Here is a 15,593-nt window from a genome sequence, read left to right as displayed (position 1 = left end):
AGCATGGAAGGACCCCACCTGTTGCTCTCTCCCGACTGACCGCCCATGCCCCTGCTGCCGCGACGGTTTGAGCGGCTGAAATCCGTGCTGAACCACCGCATGGCGGATCTCACGGTGCTGCTCGAACACGTGGAGAAACCCCACAACCTCTCCGCCATCCTGCGCAGCTGCGATGCCGTCGGGGCGCTGGAAGCCCATGCGGTGAGCTTCGACGGGCGTCCGCGCACCTTCAACAGCACGGCCCAGGGCAGCCAGAAGTGGGTGCCGTTGCACGACCATCCCAATGCCGAAACAGCCATTCGCCATCTCAAAGCGAAAGGGTTCCGGCTCTACGGAACCCACCTGGGGGTGGATGCCAAGGACTACCGGGACTGCGACTTCACCGGCCCCACCGCCTTCGTGCTCGGGGCCGAGAAATGGGGACTGACCGATCAGGCCCGAGATCTGATGGATGAAGCGCTGTTCATCCCGATGCGCGGCATGGTGCAGTCCCTGAACGTGTCGGTCGCCACGGCGACGCTGCTGTTTGAAGCGCTGCGCCAACGCCAGGTGGCCGGCCTGGCACCGACCCAGGGAGAAGGACTCAAGCCGGAGCAGTACAAGCAGTTGATGTTTGAGTGGTCCTATCCCGAGGTGGCCCGCTGGTGCCGGGACCAGCAACGGCCATACCCGGCCTTAAGTGAGGAGGGAGAGCTGATGGAGGAGTTACCGCGAACTGTGAAGCTGCGCTGCTGATCCGACGGAAGACTTGTATCTCGGCGAACCCTGGGCCATAACCAAAGCAGCGGATTGTCAGCAATGGACAACAAACAGCTGCACCAGTACGCGGTCACCTACCACTGCGGCAACGAATGGGGCGAAGAAATGCTCCAGTCCGACGATCTCACCCATGCCGTGGAAGCGGCCCACGCCATCTTCCCCAGCTCCTGCCGAATTTCGATCCGTGAGGTGAAGGCACCGAAACCCGCCTGAGATCAGCGCTGTCGCCGCGGTGCCCCAGGCAACTGAACCGCGGCGATCAACACCGCCGACTCCAGCAGCAGATTTCGGCTGACCAAGACCACCACCAGGAGCAGAGTGGTGGCCAGGATCCGCTCGAGCAAAGCGATCACGTCATCCGTGCTGTCGCAGCTCTTCTTCCAGAGCAACGCGGCCATGCTCAGCAACATCAAGCTGATCCACCAGGCCATCACACCCGTGCTGATGGGTTCAGTCTGACGCGGGCCGGGCTTCTGCGCCGCTCACCCAGGCCTCGATGCCTTCGCCAAGGAAGGACAACCCCAGCACCAACACAAACATCGCCAGACCGGGGAACAGCGCCGTCCACCACACACCGGTGGGCACTGCTGCGAGTGCCAGGTTGAGATCACCGCCCCACTCGGGCACGGTCTCCGGCAGGCCCAGACCGAGAAATCCCAAGCCCCCAAGCACCAGCACCGCATCGGCGGCATTGAGGGTGAGCAGCACCGGCACTGAGGTGATCACGTTGCGGAACAAGTAGCGCCGCAGGATCCAGAGCGGCCCCGCCCCCAGGCTCTGAGCGGCTTCCACAAACAATTCGCTCTTCACCTGGGCAGTTTGGTTGCGCACCACCCGGAAATACTGCGGCACATAGACCACACAGAGCGCTGCTGCTGCATTGGGGATGCCCTTGCCCAACAGAAACGCCAACACCACCGACAGCAACAGCACCGGCAGGGTGTAGAGCGTGTCCATCAGCAGCACCATCAAACGGTCGACAGCGCCGCCGAAATAACCACTCACCATGCCCAGGGGCACGCCCACCAGCAGGGCCAGACCCACTGCCAGCAAAACCACCTGAAGCGCCACCCCACTGCCGGCCATGGTGCGCACACACACATCCCGGCCGAGCCGGTCGGTGCCGCACCAATGGGTCCAGCTGGGGCCGGAGTAGATTGGGTTCTCCAGGCCGGCATTGGCGTCCGGAAGGACGCCAGCACTCACCAACAACGGCGTGACCAAGGCCACCAGCAGGTAGATCCCCACGATCACCAGGCCCCAGCGGGCCATGCGGGTGGAGAGGCTGCGGGTCACGGGCAGGTTGGCCTCGGGCAGATGCATTTTCTCCCGAACCGCGGAAGAATGAAGTCATGGCGTCCCGCTACCGCTGGCGACAACGGCTGCTTGGCAGCCTGCAAGGCCAGCTGCAGCTGGCCACCTATCTGGTGGTCTTCCTCGGCTTCACCGGGGCGTCCTCGGTGGGCCTGTGGATCGGTCAGCGCAACCTGATCCAGAACGAGGTACGGATCCTGCGCAGCAGTGCTGATTCGGTGCAGCAGTGCCTGGCCGCAGGGGGAAGCGATGACCGTTTTGTGCGGCAAGAACTGCTGGTGCACTCCAGTGCTCGCACCAAACTCTGGGTGGAGAAAGCCAATGGCCAGTTGGTGCTGCCCGAAAGCGACCATCTCAAGCTCTCCAGAGCAGACGTGATGGCCTCGATGGCCATCAATCCGAACCGAACGGTGGGCCTGCAACGGCTTGTGGATGTGGAGAACCGGCGGCTGCTCACAGAGTTGGTCAAACGCTTCCCCGATGGATCCAATCTCTGGATTCATCACGAAGTGAGTTCCAACGAGCAGGCCCTAAACAACTACCTGGTCCTGATGATCCTGATCTGGGGGAGTTGCCTGGTGATCACCCTGCTCAGCGTCAGCTGGGTGGTGCGCCGGATTGTGCAGCCCCTGGATCAACTCAATGCCGCCACCTCCCAACTCACCGCCGACACCCTGGCCAACTCCAAATTGCAGCTGGGTGAGGGCCCGATCGAGGTGATGCAGCTGAGCCGCACCTATAACGAACTCCTGGAACGGCTGGCCCAGTCCTGGAGCCAGCAACGCCAGTTCGTGAGCGCTGTCAGCCATGAACTGCGCACGCCCCTCACCATCGTTCAGGGCTATCTGCACCGCACGATCAAACGCGGCGACAACCTCAACCCCAACCAGGTGAAGGGGCTGCAGACCGCCGAAGAAGAGAGCATCCGCATGCGCCGGCTGCTGGACGATCTGCTGGACCTCTCCCGCGGCGACTCCGGCCGGTTGGCGATCACCAAGGAGCCTGTGCGCCTCGCTGACCAACTGGAACAGGTGGCGGATCTTGCCCGCAACACCTTGAGCCGCCCGCTGCTGCTGGAGCTGCCTGAGGATCCAACAGCCCGTGATGCGGTGGCTCAGGCCGATCAGGCCCGCCTGCGCCAGGTGCTGCTGAATCTGATCGAGAACGCCGACAAGTATTCACCCCAGGAGACGCCGATCAGGCTGGTGCTGCGGCAAAGCGCGAGTGCCGTCTTGATCGATGTGATCGATCAAGGCATCGGCATTCCAGAGACCGAGCTGAACAAGGTGTTTGAGCGTTTTCAACGCGCCAGCAACGCCCCGGACAAAACGGGGTCGGGCATAGGACTTTCCGTTGTGAAGCTGCTGGTGGAGGGCATGGGCGGCAGCATTGAGCTGCACAGCCGCCTCGGAGAAGGCAGCTGCTTCACCGTGGTGTTGCCGTCATGATTCCGTTCCTGGTGTTCTGCTCACTGCTGATCCCGGTGAACCTCTGGGCTGCGATCACACCGCACATGCACAGCGATGTGTCGATGCGGATCCTGCATGGCGTCTGCACGGTTGTTTTGATTCCCCTGCTGTGGACGCTCCGGGATCAACGGCGTCTGCTGCGGCCTCTTGCCGCAATGGTGTTGGCCATCTTTGCGATGGTGATGGTGGTGGTGAACAGCTGGATCACCGCCATGGGCATGGGCGTGGACTTCGGCTGGTTGGACCACCTGTTCCTGGCCCTGTCTGAACTGGCATTGATAGTTTTTTTCTGATCGCTCCGGAGCCAGAGCCCACCACTGAGGCCTAACCCACCCCCCGAGAGCTGACCCGGGCTCCGCGGCGAGTGCGTTGTTCGAGCTGCATCTGCAAGACCGGCAGCCCCGGGGGCTGGATGAGCTCAAAGCGATCCACGCCATCCAAGACCACACGGTTCTGATAACGACTCCCGCTTCGAATTCCGCCCTGCAGATCAAAGGCAGGCCCGCAGCGCATCAACACATCACCGCGCCAGATCGCCGATGGCGCTGGCCCCAGGCTGTACACAACAGAAGCGGAGCCGTCTGTTGGGGTGATGGCGAGTTTCGGTTGCCGACCGGCCAAGCCACAGGGCCAACTCCCGGCGGGATCTGGGTCGATCTGCCAGCTGGAGCCGCGTTCCAGATCGCTTTTCACCAACTCCAGCGTGCGGCGCTGCCACTGCTTCAGCTGCAGGCTTTCGGCCAACGCGCCGCCCTGGCGGGCTTCGGCGAACAGGAGCTGAAACACCACACCGCAGAGCAGGCACCCCAACAGAGCCGCCAGCATCAACTCCACCAGGGTGAAGCCTTGTGCGGTGCAGGTCTTACGCATCGCTGGGTTGGCAGAGGGCACTGCTTAAGGAGCCACCTGGATCCCCCCGGTAAACACCACTGCGGCTGATGCCCAGGGGCAGGCCAATCACCAGACACAAGGCCTGGGCATGGCTGGGGTGAGACAACAGCACCAAACCGCCATCCAGCACCAGGCCATTGGTGCTGAAGCGAACGGCGTCCGGCAGGTTGCTGCGCAGCTCCAGCTCTCCTGAACCGGTCTCAGCCAAAGACGTCACACCTCCCCGACAGGCCGGCAGATCGCCCGCCAGCGTCGGTTGCCAACCGGTCGCGCTCAGTTGCAGGGCACAGGGCTGGCGATCCCGTTGCGCTGCCATTCGGCCCCGATCCAGCCCCACCCGCAAGCGGCGCAGGCCGCTATCCAGTTCCAATCGCCGCTGCACGGCACTGGAGCTGGGAATCGCCAAGGTCGCCAGGATCCCCAGCAGCGCCACCACCACCAGGCACTCCACCAGGCTGAAGCCATCGGGCCGAGTCCTGCTCAACCCGTCAGAGCGCGCCAGATCACTGGGCATCGCTGGACTCCCGGGGACAATGCCCCAGCCCAGCGGGGGTGACCAACTGACCCCGCTTGAACGGGATCGCAGCATCGGAATCCTTCAGCTCGACGGCAAGCCAGAGACCATCCGCTGACGGTTCAAAACGCCATGACGTTTCAAGGTGGGCGTCTTTGGGCAAGCCCTCGAGAACACCGGCCACCGCATCACGATCCCAACGGCAATCGGCAGCAGCGAGGGGTGCACTGGCCAAGGCACGGCGACTGGCCAGGAGCCGTTGCTCCAGCAAGCGCACCTGCTGATCGGTGCGGGCCGATGCGGCGGCGGCCTGGCTGGTGCGCGACCAGCCCTGGAGCGACACCTGGCTGCTGATTCCCAGGATCACCGCGGAGACGACAACTTCTGTGAACGTCATGGCAGCAGCTCCAGATCCAGCCGGCTCTGGCGGGCATCACTCCAACGCAGCTGCAGGATTCCAGCTCGCGCACCTTGGGGTTGCCAATCCAGCAGCTGCCAATCGCGATCGGCGACACGGCCGGATTGAAGCAGCCCAGGGTTCAGCCCAGGGCAACGATCGGATCCCTCCCACTCCGAGGAGGGCAAGGCCAACAGGCAGGCATGGGCACCGGCAGCGTGCTGTTGAAAGACCATCGCCACCGAGCGTTCAGCATCAAGGGTCTGGGCGGTGGCCAGCGCCTGACGGCTGCGCTGGCGCGCATGCAAGGCAAGGGTCTGCAACGACAAACTGCTGAGCAGAAGCAGTGCCGAGGTGGTGAGGGCCAGGGGCAAGGCAAAGCCCCGCTGCTGTGGATCAGGCCATCGCATCCAACGTCAACCAACACTGGATGAAGCATTCCCCGCTGGTGGGCCGACTTAGCCTGAAGTGATTGCATCCAGCCCGTGAGTCCGGAGCAGAGCCGGCTGCTGATCGTCGATGACGACCCGGAACTGCTGCGGTTCCTGGTGGAGGAACTCAGCGGCGTTGGACATCACTGCATCGGCTGCGACAACGGCCAGGACGCTCTGCTGCATTGGCGCCAGGAACAGTTCGATCTGGTGCTGCTGGACTGGACCCTGCCCGACTTTTCGGGCGTGGAGCTCTGCCGCCGGCTGCGCAGCAGCGGCAACACCACGCCGGTGTTGATGCTCACCGCCCGCGACGATGTGGACGAACGGGTGCAGGCCCTCGATGCGGGGGTGGACGACTACCTCACCAAGCCGTTCAACCTCAAGGAACTGCATGCTCGGGTGCGGGCCCGGCTGCGCCGCGGCGGCTATGAGCAGGCGGCACGAGGGGAAGCCACCGGCATTGCGCTGGGCGACCTACTGCTGGATCCGATCGAACGCTGCGTTCAGCGGGGAGAGCGCGGCATTGCGCTCTCGCAGCGGGAGTTTGAACTGCTGCTGTTCCTGGTGCGCAATGCGGATGAAGTGCAGTCGCGCCAAACGATTCTCGATGCCGTATGGGGTGCACCTTTTGTTGGCGACCCCAACACCCTCGACGTCTACATGGGCTACCTGCGCAAAAAGGTGGAAGCGAAAGGGGAAGCGCAATTGCTCCACACCGTGCGCGGTGTGGGCTTCATGGCGCGGGTGGGGGAGCCAAAATCTTGAAGCGCAATTGCAGGTCGGCCCCAGCCGCCGGGGCATCAGCGATCCGCAGCTCGCCCTGCATCGCCTGCATCAACAGAACCACCGTGGCCAGGCCGATGCCGCTGCCGCGGGTGCCGATGGCGGTGCTGCCACGCACGAACCGCTCCAACACCTGGGTGCGTTCGGCTTCAGGGATGCCGGGGCCTTGATCACGCACATGCAGGCTTACGGCATCCGATGACGTCGTCACCGCCAACTGCACCGCCCCGTCACTGAATTTCAGCGCGTTCTCCACCAGGGCGGCGAGGCATTGCTGCACACGCTCTGCATCGGCGTGGATCATCAACGCTGCGTCGTTAGCGGGAGCAGCCAAGCGCAAGCGATCAGGCGCCAGCGCCTGGAGCCTCTCAAAGGCCTCCAACACCAGGGTCTCTGCATCCAGCTCGCTGATGGACAACGACAAACGCCCGGCATCGCCCCGGGCAAAATCGAGCATCACCGTGATCAAGTCGCCCAGGCGCGTCGCTTCGGCGGCGATGAGGCCAACCACCGGACGAATTACTTCGGAGGCATCGGCCTGCAGGCTCTGGGCATGGCCGGAGATCACCGTGATCGGGGTGCGCAGTTCGTGGGCCACGCCATCAACAAAGCGACGTTCCCGTTGCCACGCTTCCGCCAAGCGGGATTGAAGTTGGTTGAAGGCCGTCACGATCGGCTGCAGTTCCTGGGACTGGCCGACGGGATCGAGGCTGACTGTGCCGAGGGAGTCCACACTGAGCGAGGCAAGATCCCCGGTGAGGGACTGCAGGGGCATGAGAAGACCCCGCCAGATCACCAGCCGCAGCAACAACGAGGTGAGCAGCATCGATCCACCTGCGGCAGCCACCAGCAGCAACTGATCCCTGCGTTGGCTCCGAAGCGAGGCCGTGATGTTCTGCCGCACTTCCAACAAAGCACCAGCGCCATTGGGCAACAGCAACGGGCGGCGGCTTACCAGCCATGAGGCATCACCGATGGGACGCAGAATCGGCTCTGGCTCCACTGGGCCGTCAGGCAGCAGATCCGCCTCCACATCAAATCCGGGCGGCAGCGGCAGGCTGAGGGTGCCGCCACGCAGACCAGCCTGGATCTGACCCACCAGGCGTTGGTGCCGCTGCAAGCGCTCAGCCTCCGCCATGGAGGAACCGAAGGCCAGCAGGGCGATGTAGCCCGCCACAACCGCCAACAGGGATGTGGATTGCAACCAGACGCGCAGAGAGGGGAGAGGTCGCAGGCCCACAAATCTGAGAAAGAAGCTAAGAGCGTTCTTAGGGAAGCTTTAGCCAGGGCTTCTTTCAACGCCAACGGATCAGGCGATGGTTGTCATGTCGGCACCAACGGTGCACATCACCAACCAACAACTTTTAAGAATGACTTCCCTCAATTCCAAGCTTCAGCTGGCACTGCTCAACCGTAAAAAGGGCCGAAATCTGATCGAGAAGGGCTTCACGCTGGTGGAGCTGATGATCGTGATCGTGATTGTTGGCGTTCTGTCGGCTGTTGCACTTCCCAACTTCTTGAATCAAACAGCCAAAGCCAAAGCAACTGAATGCACCACCAAGGGCGGCAACATCATGGGTCTTGTTGCAGCAGAAGCCTTACAGAGCGAAGCCGCTGGGAATGCATCCTTAACCGCTTTGGTAGATGAAGCAGACACAAACTCCAACATCTGTGATTTCACATCAGGAGGAGACGCAGATTCGAACGTATACACTCTTACTGCAACGGGAATAGGTGACCTCGCAGGCAAATACGATGGAGCATTCTGCGTGAACTATGCCACTGGCAAGAAGGGTGCAGCAACAAGCACTACAGGAAGTGCACCGACCGCACCAAGCTGCTAATACATAGGCAAAAGAGAGACACAAAAGCGGCCTTATGGCCGCTTTTACCACAAACCAAAAAGCAAAGAAAGCTTAACAAAATGAAATTCTCTCTAAAAATATTAAGTAGAGGTGGATTTACAATAACAGAATTAATGGTAGGAGTCAGTCTTGTGGGCATTTTAACCTCATTGGCACTCCCCAATTATCTCAACCAAGTCAATCGTTCCCGCCAGAACGAAGCAGCATCAACAGTCGCTCAAATCCAAACCACCATCGCCTCCTATGCCGATGAATTTGGTGTTTTACCTACTAGCTGGGCTGAGCTGAACGAGACCAGTGCAGTCATGACGGAAAACGGTCCTGCAACATCCAACAACTTTCAAGTAATCACATTAGCAGGAGGGTATTACGACGTTGCCATCAGAAACACCGATAATCTCTTCACGATCAGAGCCACGCATGATGAAGCCCCCAATCTCAACATCGTCGCTTGCATCAATCTCACCAACGGCGCCAGCGGTATCAATAAAGGGACCAAAATCACCGCCGCTTCAGCCCCCAATTGCGGATAAATGAAATTTCCACACCCTCCCTACAAAAAGTACTCAGCACGAAAGATCCCCAAGCAGGAGCAGGGGCTTTCGATGTTGATTGCCTTGATGATGGGGATGGTACTTATGGCCGGCGTCACTGGATTGCTGCTTCGGCAATTGATGGGCCGCAAGCTAGGAGCCGCTGAGAGTTATCAACAGATGGCCGAAACGGCTGCCTTGAATGGATTCAACAGGATTCTCAGCGAACTCAACAACGACGACAACACGGCCTACAAGGGTTACCTCTTTACCCTTGATCACCATGGCGGAGATATCGATAGTTCGGGGAGTGAGAAATGGGGTTGGAACGCCTCCAACCAAGCTGATTTTCCTCTAAGAGAACTATGCACCAACCGCGGCCTATTGCCCGAGGCCGTGCCGGCCAGCGCAAGCACGGGAGAACCTCCCCATGTTGCATTAACAGAAAGCACATCAAGCCAACGGGATGATGGGAAAGCCAACATCCAACTGCAGTACCGACTACGGGGATACACCACCACGGCAACGGCCAGCAACAACGGTGCAGGGGAAGGACGGTTCCAGATCGAAGGCTTGGTGGTGCGCGATGGTGATGATCCAGGCAAGGGCTATCTCGCAAGAACCCTGCTGCTTCGTTCGCTCTATGTGAACTCGATTGTTGCCGGTGAAGGGGATTGGGCGGTGCTGGCGGGCCAGACACTTTCACTGGGAGACACCGAAATTCTGGACAGCAATGGAGCATCCGGGGATGGCAAAGTACTGCTGAATGTCAACTCAGCCGATCGCTATCTCACCGCCAACGGTTGCTTGCCCTACAACCTGCTCGAGGATGTAGGAGCCAGCAACACCAACGACAATCTAGAAAACAGAATTGTTCCCATCCTTGAGAAAGGATTGCCCACAAGCAATTTATGGAACCTTGGCCTCACCCAAGACAAAGCCAATAACTCCGACAAAAGCCGAGTATGGAGCTTTGACGACACCGGTTTCTTAGACGATTGCGATGCCATTGCCTGCAGCCGTGATTCCGATTCAGCCAGCGCCGAAGAACGGGATGACCTGGAAGAAAATGGCGGTTCTGTGATCAGGCTCAGTGCCAGCGAACTCTGCAAAGGAACAGGAGACGACTGTCACATCTTTGTGGAACATATCAACCTCACCAGCACACGATTGCTGATCGAAACCAGTGCAAACCGCCCGGTGGTGCTGCACTTGGAATATCCCGGCACCTCCACAGTGGACCCCTCAGAACCAGGCATCAGCGGCAGCATCAATCTTGGCAGTGGCGCCCAGCTCTGCGGCGTCAACACCGGCAGCGATGCCTGCAACGACAAACCGGAACAACTGATCATTTTGTCTGCTGCACCAAAACCAGGCGGTGTGCGCAGCTGCGGGGCATCGCCTTCAACCGATAAATACGTGCTCGCCTTTGATGGCGACAGCCTGCCTGCTGCCAGCGTGCATCTGATTCCCGGCATCGTGAAAACAGGCAGCAGCAGCACCAGCCTGAATGGGCTGATCTGGGCCGATGGCATCTGCACCGATGCAGGCCCCTTCAGCTTAATCACCGGCACCAGCGGAGACAGCACTGTTGTTCGTGATCTGAATGAACAGTGGGATTGGGAAAGCCAGAACTTTCCGGGCTACGGCCAGATGGTGACCCGTGGGATCCGCGGCACAGGGCTCGATACATTCCGGCGTTGGTAAGTCAACGCTCATCCACCACTCAGTTCCAGACAACAACAATCAGTTAAAACTAATTAGTAGAACACATCAATTGTTATTGAGTAACACCATCGGGTGAAGAACAGACCTCACTATCGGCACCAGAAACGATCAAGAAAACCAGTTAATGGCTTTTCCATGGTCGAGGTGCTGATCGCAGGAATTCTTCTCGCCTCTGCCTTAGCAGCGGTCAGTCGAATTTCGGTTGCGGCTTTAAGTGGCAGTGCCAACCTCTCAGATCGAGCAAGGATTGAAGCAGCCATTAATGACAATATTCAAGCCATGCAGAAAGAAGATTCCTACTACACCGCTGAGTGGATTATCGACAATGGAGGCCAAGAAGACCTAAAAAGTGCTTGCACCAATCCCCCAGAGGCACTCAGCAGTCACCTCCAAAATGTTGCACCAGAACCTCGGCTGGCAGCTATTAAACGAACATTTGACAGTAGTTCCATCCCTGGAATTCTGCGCATTTTCTACAGCTTTGAAGGCCCCGAACAACAGGTCCAAGCAGAACAAAGGATCATTGAAATGACCCCAAACTTTGCAGCCAAGTGTTACAGCACACGATGAAATCAAAATCAGCAGGTTTTTCACTCCTTGAACTGCTTGTGGGGATGGTGATCGTCACCATCGGCCTGACAGCAGCGATTCCGTCCTACCTGCGCAACATGCGTCAGGGAGAGGTCGACCGCTACACCCAGCAATTGGAGGCCGGTTTTTTTGGCCTGCGCGCCAAGCTCGGCCAACAGAAAACCAGTTGCACATTGAACTTCGACCAAAACGGGCTCAGCAATTTCGCCGCCCCCGCCGATGTGGTGGAGATGCAAGACCACCCGGAGCGGATCGAATGCTGCAACAGCGATATTGAAGCGGCAGGTCGATCCAGCGGCTGTGCCTATGGGCCTGAGATTGGAACATTATTAGCTGAAGGCTCCAGTGGCGATGAGAAAGCAAAAATCATCCGCGACCGTTCGCTGCGCCTGCTCGATCGGGAGGGAACACCAGAATCAGACGCGGTGGAAGTGAGTGTGAATCTGTCGAGCTATGAGCTCACACCTCCTGGTACCAGCACCATGTCGGAGGATCTTATTTTTCTGATCCGCTCCACCAACACCGAGGAACAACGCCTGCGCACCCGCTGTCTGCAAATTTCAGGAACAGGGACGATCGTTCGAGCCAGCTGGGATGCCTCAACCTCCAGCTGCGTGAAATAAAAATCTCTCACGCACCCCTCAGAGCATCATCACCTCTCACCCAGGACATCGGCCTCACAATCAACAACAGTACAAGGATCAAGCTGTAACAAGGTCATGAAACCAAGAGCCTTGCTTGCCAACATTCAACGCAAGCCAGAAAAGAATGGCTTTGCTGGCATGAGCGAATTGGTGATTTCCGCAGGTGTTGGAACACTCCTCATCATGGCCTCTGGCGTGGCTTTGCAATCCACGGGCACCTTGATCAAGCAATCCGAAGACAAAACAACGCTCCGTCAGAATTCCACCAATGGCCTCCGCCTGATGCGTTCAGAAGTGGAGCGCAGCATGCACCTTGTGCTCAATAAATCAGAAGCCTTCACAGAGGATCAAACCCATATCAATCTGAATGACAGCCGCTATACATCCTTGGTGAGCGAGTGCACAGCACTGGCTGGCAACCGGCCCTTCAAGCCCTTGTTCGGGGTGAAAATGATTGAGTTGAATCAACCCGTTCTCTATGGCATGAGCTTGAGCTCAGGCGGATTCACGATTGAACGCTGTGGTGCACCGCTGAATCCAGATGGAAAATACAACGAAACGGCGGATGTGTTTCTCTCTCGCGTCCTTGAAGACATCGGCGCCATTCCCTGCCGCAAGGAAAGCGAACTCAAGGAAGGCGAAAGCCTGGCCAGCGTTTGTGTAGAAGATGGCCCCACCAAGGCCCAGATTCTGAACAGCACGGATTTCACCTTCACTGCAGGTAAAACACCGAGCCGATCGGAACGCCAACCCGCACTGCGGATTGAAACCGACACCAACTATAAATTGATGAAGTTCATTGACCCCACCGCAGCAGGCGAGGGACAGGATGAAGACACGATCACCGAAAGCTTCATCAACAAACTGGGGGTAGGTGACAGACAGGTGACCTATCAACCCCTGTATTTCACCGCCTTCGCACGTGCCGATAAACGTATCGACAACTTTGGAGAAGAAGGCCAAGGCGGGCCGCTCAATGGAGCTTTCTTCCAGAACATCACAAGCAGCAATGTTCGTTTTGTGATCGATGGATCAGGCTCGATGAGCGCCTGTGTGATGTGGGGCGATGGCTACGGTTCCTGGAGAACCTTCTACGATCCAAACAAGAAAAGATATCGCGACACTAGGAAAATTTGCGCACTAACAAGGATGGAGGCTCTCATCAGCGAGATGACAATGATCATCAATCAATTACCAGACAATACAAACATCGGGATCACAACCTTCAGCTCTGGAAACTATCAAAACAATAAAGAGTGGATGGAGTCATCCAATGGCTTGGTTCGCCTTGGCGACGAAGGTAAACGGGAGTCGGCCTTGGCATTTGTCAACAGTCTTGATGCAGGCAAAGTAAGCAGATGGGGAGGAACAGATCCCTGGCCATCCATTGAAGATGTGTTCGACGACACAAAAACAGACACTCTTTACATACTCACAGATGGAGAACCAGATCAAGACCCTGATGGTGGTAGCTGGAAGAACAACGACCATGATCCGACGGCTCTCAAATACGCAGAATTAAACAACAACAGAAGTTATGAAGGAAAAGATCAACCACTGATCGTTAACGCCACATCAATTGATCTGAAATCCGACTGGCTGATGAAGCTCTCAGAATTGACACGTGGTACTTACCTCGAAGTCGGCAAAGACAACAACGGTCATGGAAACAATCTCGGAGATTGTGATCCGAGCAATCCAAGTGCAAACTTCGACCATTGCAATAACGAGGATGATATTGAACAAAATGGAGGGCAAACACCTTGACCAAACACCACGAACGGTGTGTAGGAGTTAACTCCCCCCACCGTCGTTCAGCTTCAGAACAGCCATGAAGGCCTCCTGCGGCACATCCACCTTGCCCATCGCCTTCATCCGTTTCTTGCCCTTGGCCTGCTTCTTCAGCAGTTTCTTCTTACGAGAGATGTCACCGCCGTAGCACTTAGCAAGCACATCTTTGCGGATGGCACTGATGCTGGTGGAGGCAATGATCCGGCTGCCGATTGAGGCCTGAATTGGGATCTTGAACTGCTGGCGGGGAATCAGTTCCTTGAGTTTCTCCACCAAGGCCTTGCCCACGTTGTAGGCCTTGTCTTGATGGACGATCGTGGTGAGGGCATCGGCCCGCTCGCCGTTGATCAGCACATCAAGGCGCACCAACTGGTTCTTGCGGTAGCCAATCAGGCTGTATTCCATCGACGCATACCCCTGGGTACGCGTCTTCATCTGATCGAAGAAGTCCGTCACCACCTCCGCCAGCGGTAATTCGTAGATCAACGTCACCCGATCAGTGGTGATGTATTTCATGTCGATGTAATCGCCGCGCCGTTCCTGGCAGAGGCCCATCAAGGCACCGTTGTAATCGTTCGGCGCATAAATCTCCATGCGCACATAGGGCTCTTCAATCGACTCGCGCTTCTGCGGATCCGGAAGTGTGGCGGGGTTGTCCACCATCACTTCGGACCCATCAATCATGTTCACCTTGTAAATCACCGATGGGGCGGTGACGATCAGATCAAGGTCGTACTCGCGCTCGAGCCGCTCCTGCACGATCTCCATGTGCAGCAGGCCCAAGAAGCCGCAGCGGAAGCCGAAGCCCATGGCGCTGCTGGTTTCCGGCTCGTACTTCAACGCAGCATCGGAGAGCTGCAGCTTGTCGAGAGCATCACGCAGATCCGGGTACTGATCAGCCTCGGTGGGGAACAGGCCGCAGAACACCATCGGCTTGGCCTCGGTGTAACCGGGCAAAGGCTCATCCGCCGGTGCATTCACCAGGGTGATCGTGTCACCCACACGGGCATTGGCCACGGCCTTGATCGACGCCGCGAGATACCCCACCTCACCGGCGTGGAGCTCATCCACCTTCTTCTGATCCGGCGCCATGATCCCGATCTCATCGAGCTCATAGGTCTTCTTGCTGGCCATCAACAGGACTTTGTCTTTGCAGTTGATCCGGCCACTCATCACCCGGAAGTAGACGATCACGCCCCGGTAGGGGTCGTAATAGGAGTCGAAGATCAGGGCCTTGGTGGGTTCCTCCACCGCATCCTTCGGTGGGGGCACCCGGTCCACCACGGCCTGCAGGATCTCGGGCACACCCATGCCGGTCTTGGCCGAGCAGGGGATGGCGTTGCTGCAATCGAGGCCGATGATCGCCTCCACTTCCTCCTTGATCCGATCCGGATCCGCCCCGGGAAGATCGATCTTGTTGAGCACCGGGATGATCTCGAGATCGTTGTCCAGTGCCAGATACACGTTGGCCAGGGTCTGGGCTTCGACGCCCTGGCTCGCATCCACCACCAGCAGCGCCCCTTCGCAGGCCTGCAGGCTGCGGCTCACCTCGTAGGAGAAGTCCACGTGGCCTGGGGTATCGATCAGGTTGAGGACGTACTCCTCCCCATCGGCCGCCGTGTAGTTCATCCGGGCGGCCTGGAGCTTGATCGTGATTCCCCGCTCCCGCTCCAGATCCATGTTGTCCAGGAACTGGTCCTGCATGTCCCGGTTGGCCACGGTGCCCGTGTCCTGCAGCAACCGGTCGGCCAGGGTCGACTTGCCGTGGTCGATGTGGGCAATGATGCAGAAGTTGCGGATCCGTGAGACGGGGGCGTCGGTCATGCAGCGGCGGAATCCCGTCTCGGGTCCAGTAAGCGTCGTTGCCACAATCCTAAGGA

The 15,593-nt window shown here is 58.5% G+C and carries 19 protein-coding genes; 11 read left to right on the top strand and 8 right to left on the bottom strand.

The features are described from left to right. Positions 1-45 precede the first annotated feature (45 nt). Together trmH and SynA1544_RS04265 are read left to right on the top strand one after the other, a co-directional pair. Positions 46-735: a tRNA (guanosine(18)-2'-O)-methyltransferase TrmH gene (trmH, locus tag SynA1544_RS04270; protein ID WP_186514939.1), complete on the top strand. Its 690-nt coding sequence runs from the start codon at positions 46-48 to the stop codon at positions 733-735. A gap of 63 nt (positions 736-798) precedes the next feature. After that, positions 799-972: a hypothetical protein gene (locus tag SynA1544_RS04265; RefSeq protein ID WP_186494835.1), complete on the top strand. Its 174-nt coding sequence runs from the start codon at positions 799-801 to the stop codon at positions 970-972. A 2-nt stretch (positions 973-974) separates the two neighbouring features. Here SynA1544_RS04265 and SynA1544_RS04260 read toward each other — a convergent pair whose 3' ends face one another. Then, on the bottom strand, positions 975-1,190 hold the full coding sequence (locus SynA1544_RS04260) for a hypothetical protein (protein WP_186514938.1): 216 nt from the start codon (positions 1,188-1,190) through the stop codon (positions 975-977). A gap of 19 nt (positions 1,191-1,209) precedes the next feature. After that, on the bottom strand, positions 1,210-2,082 hold the full coding sequence (locus tag SynA1544_RS04255; protein WP_186514937.1) for an ABC transporter permease: 873 nt from the start codon (positions 2,080-2,082) through the stop codon (positions 1,210-1,212). 29 nt (positions 2,083-2,111) lie between these two features. On the opposite strand from SynA1544_RS04255, the gene SynA1544_RS04250 reads away from it, so the two are divergent. Continuing rightward, on the top strand, positions 2,112-3,521 hold the full coding sequence (locus SynA1544_RS04250) for a sensor histidine kinase KdpD (protein WP_186514936.1): 1,410 nt from the start codon (positions 2,112-2,114) through the stop codon (positions 3,519-3,521). After that, complete coding sequence (locus SynA1544_RS04245; RefSeq protein WP_186514935.1) at positions 3,518-3,835, top strand: hypothetical protein; 318 nt, start codon at positions 3,518-3,520, stop codon at positions 3,833-3,835. The genes SynA1544_RS04250 and SynA1544_RS04245 overlap by 4 nt, the downstream gene beginning before the upstream one ends. Before the next feature lie 31 nt (positions 3,836-3,866). Here SynA1544_RS04245 and SynA1544_RS04240 read toward each other — a convergent pair whose 3' ends face one another. The 4 genes from SynA1544_RS04240 to SynA1544_RS04225 are packed head-to-tail and all read right to left on the bottom strand — an operon-like array spanning position 3,867 to position 5,754. Continuing rightward, positions 3,867-4,433 (bottom strand): prepilin-type cleavage/methylation domain-containing protein, encoded by a 567-nt coding sequence (locus tag SynA1544_RS04240; protein WP_255477718.1) that lies wholly within the window; start codon positions 4,431-4,433, stop codon positions 3,867-3,869. Next, positions 4,405-4,947: a Tfp pilus assembly protein FimT/FimU gene (locus tag SynA1544_RS04235; protein ID WP_186514934.1), complete on the bottom strand. Its 543-nt coding sequence runs from the start codon at positions 4,945-4,947 to the stop codon at positions 4,405-4,407. The genes SynA1544_RS04240 and SynA1544_RS04235 overlap by 29 nt, the downstream gene beginning before the upstream one ends. Beyond that, positions 4,937-5,344 carry a hypothetical protein gene (locus tag SynA1544_RS04230; protein ID WP_186514933.1) on the bottom strand — a complete coding sequence of 136 codons (408 nt, stop codon included), beginning with the start codon at positions 5,342-5,344 and terminating at the stop codon, positions 4,937-4,939. Before SynA1544_RS04230 ends, SynA1544_RS04235 begins: the two co-directional genes overlap by 11 nt. Then, positions 5,341-5,754 carry a hypothetical protein gene (locus SynA1544_RS04225; RefSeq protein ID WP_186514932.1) on the bottom strand — a complete coding sequence of 138 codons (414 nt, stop codon included), beginning with the start codon at positions 5,752-5,754 and terminating at the stop codon, positions 5,341-5,343. The genes SynA1544_RS04230 and SynA1544_RS04225 overlap by 4 nt, the downstream gene beginning before the upstream one ends. A 75-nt stretch (positions 5,755-5,829) precedes the next feature. Between SynA1544_RS04225 and SynA1544_RS04220 the strand changes: the two genes are divergently transcribed. Beyond that, the gene (locus SynA1544_RS04220) at positions 5,830-6,543 is read left to right on the top strand and encodes a response regulator transcription factor (protein WP_186514931.1); all 714 of its coding nucleotides are present in this window, start codon (positions 5,830-5,832) and stop codon (positions 6,541-6,543) included. On the opposite strand, the gene SynA1544_RS04215 is transcribed toward SynA1544_RS04220, so the two are convergent. Further along, the gene (locus SynA1544_RS04215) at positions 6,512-7,765 is read right to left on the bottom strand and encodes a HAMP domain-containing sensor histidine kinase (RefSeq protein WP_255477717.1); all 1,254 of its coding nucleotides are present in this window, start codon (positions 7,763-7,765) and stop codon (positions 6,512-6,514) included. The two genes, SynA1544_RS04220 and SynA1544_RS04215, sit on opposite strands and share 32 nt — an antisense overlap. 121 nt (positions 7,766-7,886) lie before the next feature. On the opposite strand from SynA1544_RS04215, the gene SynA1544_RS14985 reads away from it, so the two are divergent. The 6 genes from SynA1544_RS14985 (at position 7,887) to SynA1544_RS04185 (ending at position 13,689) form a co-directional block, all read left to right on the top strand. Beyond that, positions 7,887-8,405: a type IV pilin protein gene (locus SynA1544_RS14985; RefSeq protein ID WP_304623022.1), complete on the top strand. Its 519-nt coding sequence runs from the start codon at positions 7,887-7,889 to the stop codon at positions 8,403-8,405. An 80-nt stretch (positions 8,406-8,485) separates the two neighbouring features. After that, on the top strand, positions 8,486-8,959 hold the full coding sequence (locus SynA1544_RS04205; RefSeq protein ID WP_186514930.1) for a prepilin-type N-terminal cleavage/methylation domain-containing protein: 474 nt from the start codon (positions 8,486-8,488) through the stop codon (positions 8,957-8,959). A 105-nt stretch (positions 8,960-9,064) separates the two neighbouring features. Next, the gene (locus tag SynA1544_RS04200; protein ID WP_255477715.1) at positions 9,065-10,666 is read left to right on the top strand and encodes a hypothetical protein; all 1,602 of its coding nucleotides are present in this window, start codon (positions 9,065-9,067) and stop codon (positions 10,664-10,666) included. A 156-nt stretch (positions 10,667-10,822) separates the two neighbouring features. Continuing rightward, positions 10,823-11,257: a hypothetical protein gene (locus tag SynA1544_RS04195; RefSeq protein ID WP_186514928.1), complete on the top strand. Its 435-nt coding sequence runs from the start codon at positions 10,823-10,825 to the stop codon at positions 11,255-11,257. Further along, entirely contained in the window at positions 11,254-11,901 is a 648-nt protein-coding gene (locus tag SynA1544_RS04190; RefSeq protein WP_186514927.1) for a Tfp pilus assembly protein FimT/FimU, read from the top strand. Before SynA1544_RS04195 ends, SynA1544_RS04190 begins: the two co-directional genes overlap by 4 nt. Positions 11,902-12,012: 111 nt before the next feature. Beyond that, positions 12,013-13,689 carry a VWA domain-containing protein gene (locus tag SynA1544_RS04185; protein ID WP_255477713.1) on the top strand — a complete coding sequence of 559 codons (1,677 nt, stop codon included), beginning with the start codon at positions 12,013-12,015 and terminating at the stop codon, positions 13,687-13,689. 27 nt (positions 13,690-13,716) lie between these two features. Here the strand turns inward: SynA1544_RS04185 and lepA are convergent, their stop codons facing one another. Then, positions 13,717-15,537 (bottom strand): translation elongation factor 4, encoded by a 1,821-nt coding sequence (gene lepA / locus SynA1544_RS04180; RefSeq protein WP_186514926.1) that lies wholly within the window; start codon positions 15,535-15,537, stop codon positions 13,717-13,719. Positions 15,538-15,593: the final 56 nt, after the last annotated feature.

Source organism: Synechococcus sp. A15-44 (assembly GCF_014280115.1).
Classification (GTDB): domain Bacteria; phylum Cyanobacteriota; class Cyanobacteriia; order PCC-6307; family Cyanobiaceae; genus Parasynechococcus.
The sequence above is the reverse complement of the archived record's forward strand: the minus strand, read 5'-3'. Positions and strand labels throughout refer to the sequence as shown.

What these genes read in the sequence shown, in the direction of transcription:
- trmH (WP_186514939.1), top strand. Translation starts at nt 46, where the DNA reads ATGCCCCTGCTGCCGCGACGGTTTGAGCGGCTGAAATCCGTGCTGAAC.
- SynA1544_RS04265 (WP_186494835.1), top strand. Translation starts at nt 799, where the DNA reads ATGGACAACAAACAGCTGCACCAGTACGCGGTCACCTACCACTGCGGC.
- SynA1544_RS04260 (WP_186514938.1), bottom strand. Translation starts at nt 1,190, where the DNA reads ATGGCCTGGTGGATCAGCTTGATGTTGCTGAGCATGGCCGCGTTGCTC.
- SynA1544_RS04255 (WP_186514937.1), bottom strand. Translation starts at nt 2,082, where the DNA reads ATGCATCTGCCCGAGGCCAACCTGCCCGTGACCCGCAGCCTCTCCACC.
- SynA1544_RS04250 (WP_186514936.1), top strand. Translation starts at nt 2,112, where the DNA reads ATGGCGTCCCGCTACCGCTGGCGACAACGGCTGCTTGGCAGCCTGCAA.
- SynA1544_RS04245 (WP_186514935.1), top strand. Translation starts at nt 3,518, where the DNA reads ATGATTCCGTTCCTGGTGTTCTGCTCACTGCTGATCCCGGTGAACCTC.
- SynA1544_RS04235 (WP_186514934.1), bottom strand. Translation starts at nt 4,947, where the DNA reads ATGCCCAGTGATCTGGCGCGCTCTGACGGGTTGAGCAGGACTCGGCCC.
- SynA1544_RS04230 (WP_186514933.1), bottom strand. Translation starts at nt 5,344, where the DNA reads ATGACGTTCACAGAAGTTGTCGTCTCCGCGGTGATCCTGGGAATCAGC.
- SynA1544_RS04225 (WP_186514932.1), bottom strand. Translation starts at nt 5,754, where the DNA reads ATGCGATGGCCTGATCCACAGCAGCGGGGCTTTGCCTTGCCCCTGGCC.
- SynA1544_RS14985 (WP_304623022.1), top strand. Translation starts at nt 7,887, where the DNA reads ATGTCGGCACCAACGGTGCACATCACCAACCAACAACTTTTAAGAATG.
- SynA1544_RS04205 (WP_186514930.1), top strand. Translation starts at nt 8,486, where the DNA reads ATGAAATTCTCTCTAAAAATATTAAGTAGAGGTGGATTTACAATAACA.
- SynA1544_RS04200 (WP_255477715.1), top strand. Translation starts at nt 9,065, where the DNA reads ATGGCCGGCGTCACTGGATTGCTGCTTCGGCAATTGATGGGCCGCAAG.
- SynA1544_RS04195 (WP_186514928.1), top strand. Translation starts at nt 10,823, where the DNA reads ATGGTCGAGGTGCTGATCGCAGGAATTCTTCTCGCCTCTGCCTTAGCA.
- SynA1544_RS04190 (WP_186514927.1), top strand. Translation starts at nt 11,254, where the DNA reads ATGAAATCAAAATCAGCAGGTTTTTCACTCCTTGAACTGCTTGTGGGG.
- lepA (WP_186514926.1), bottom strand. Translation starts at nt 15,537, where the DNA reads ATGACCGACGCCCCCGTCTCACGGATCCGCAACTTCTGCATCATTGCC.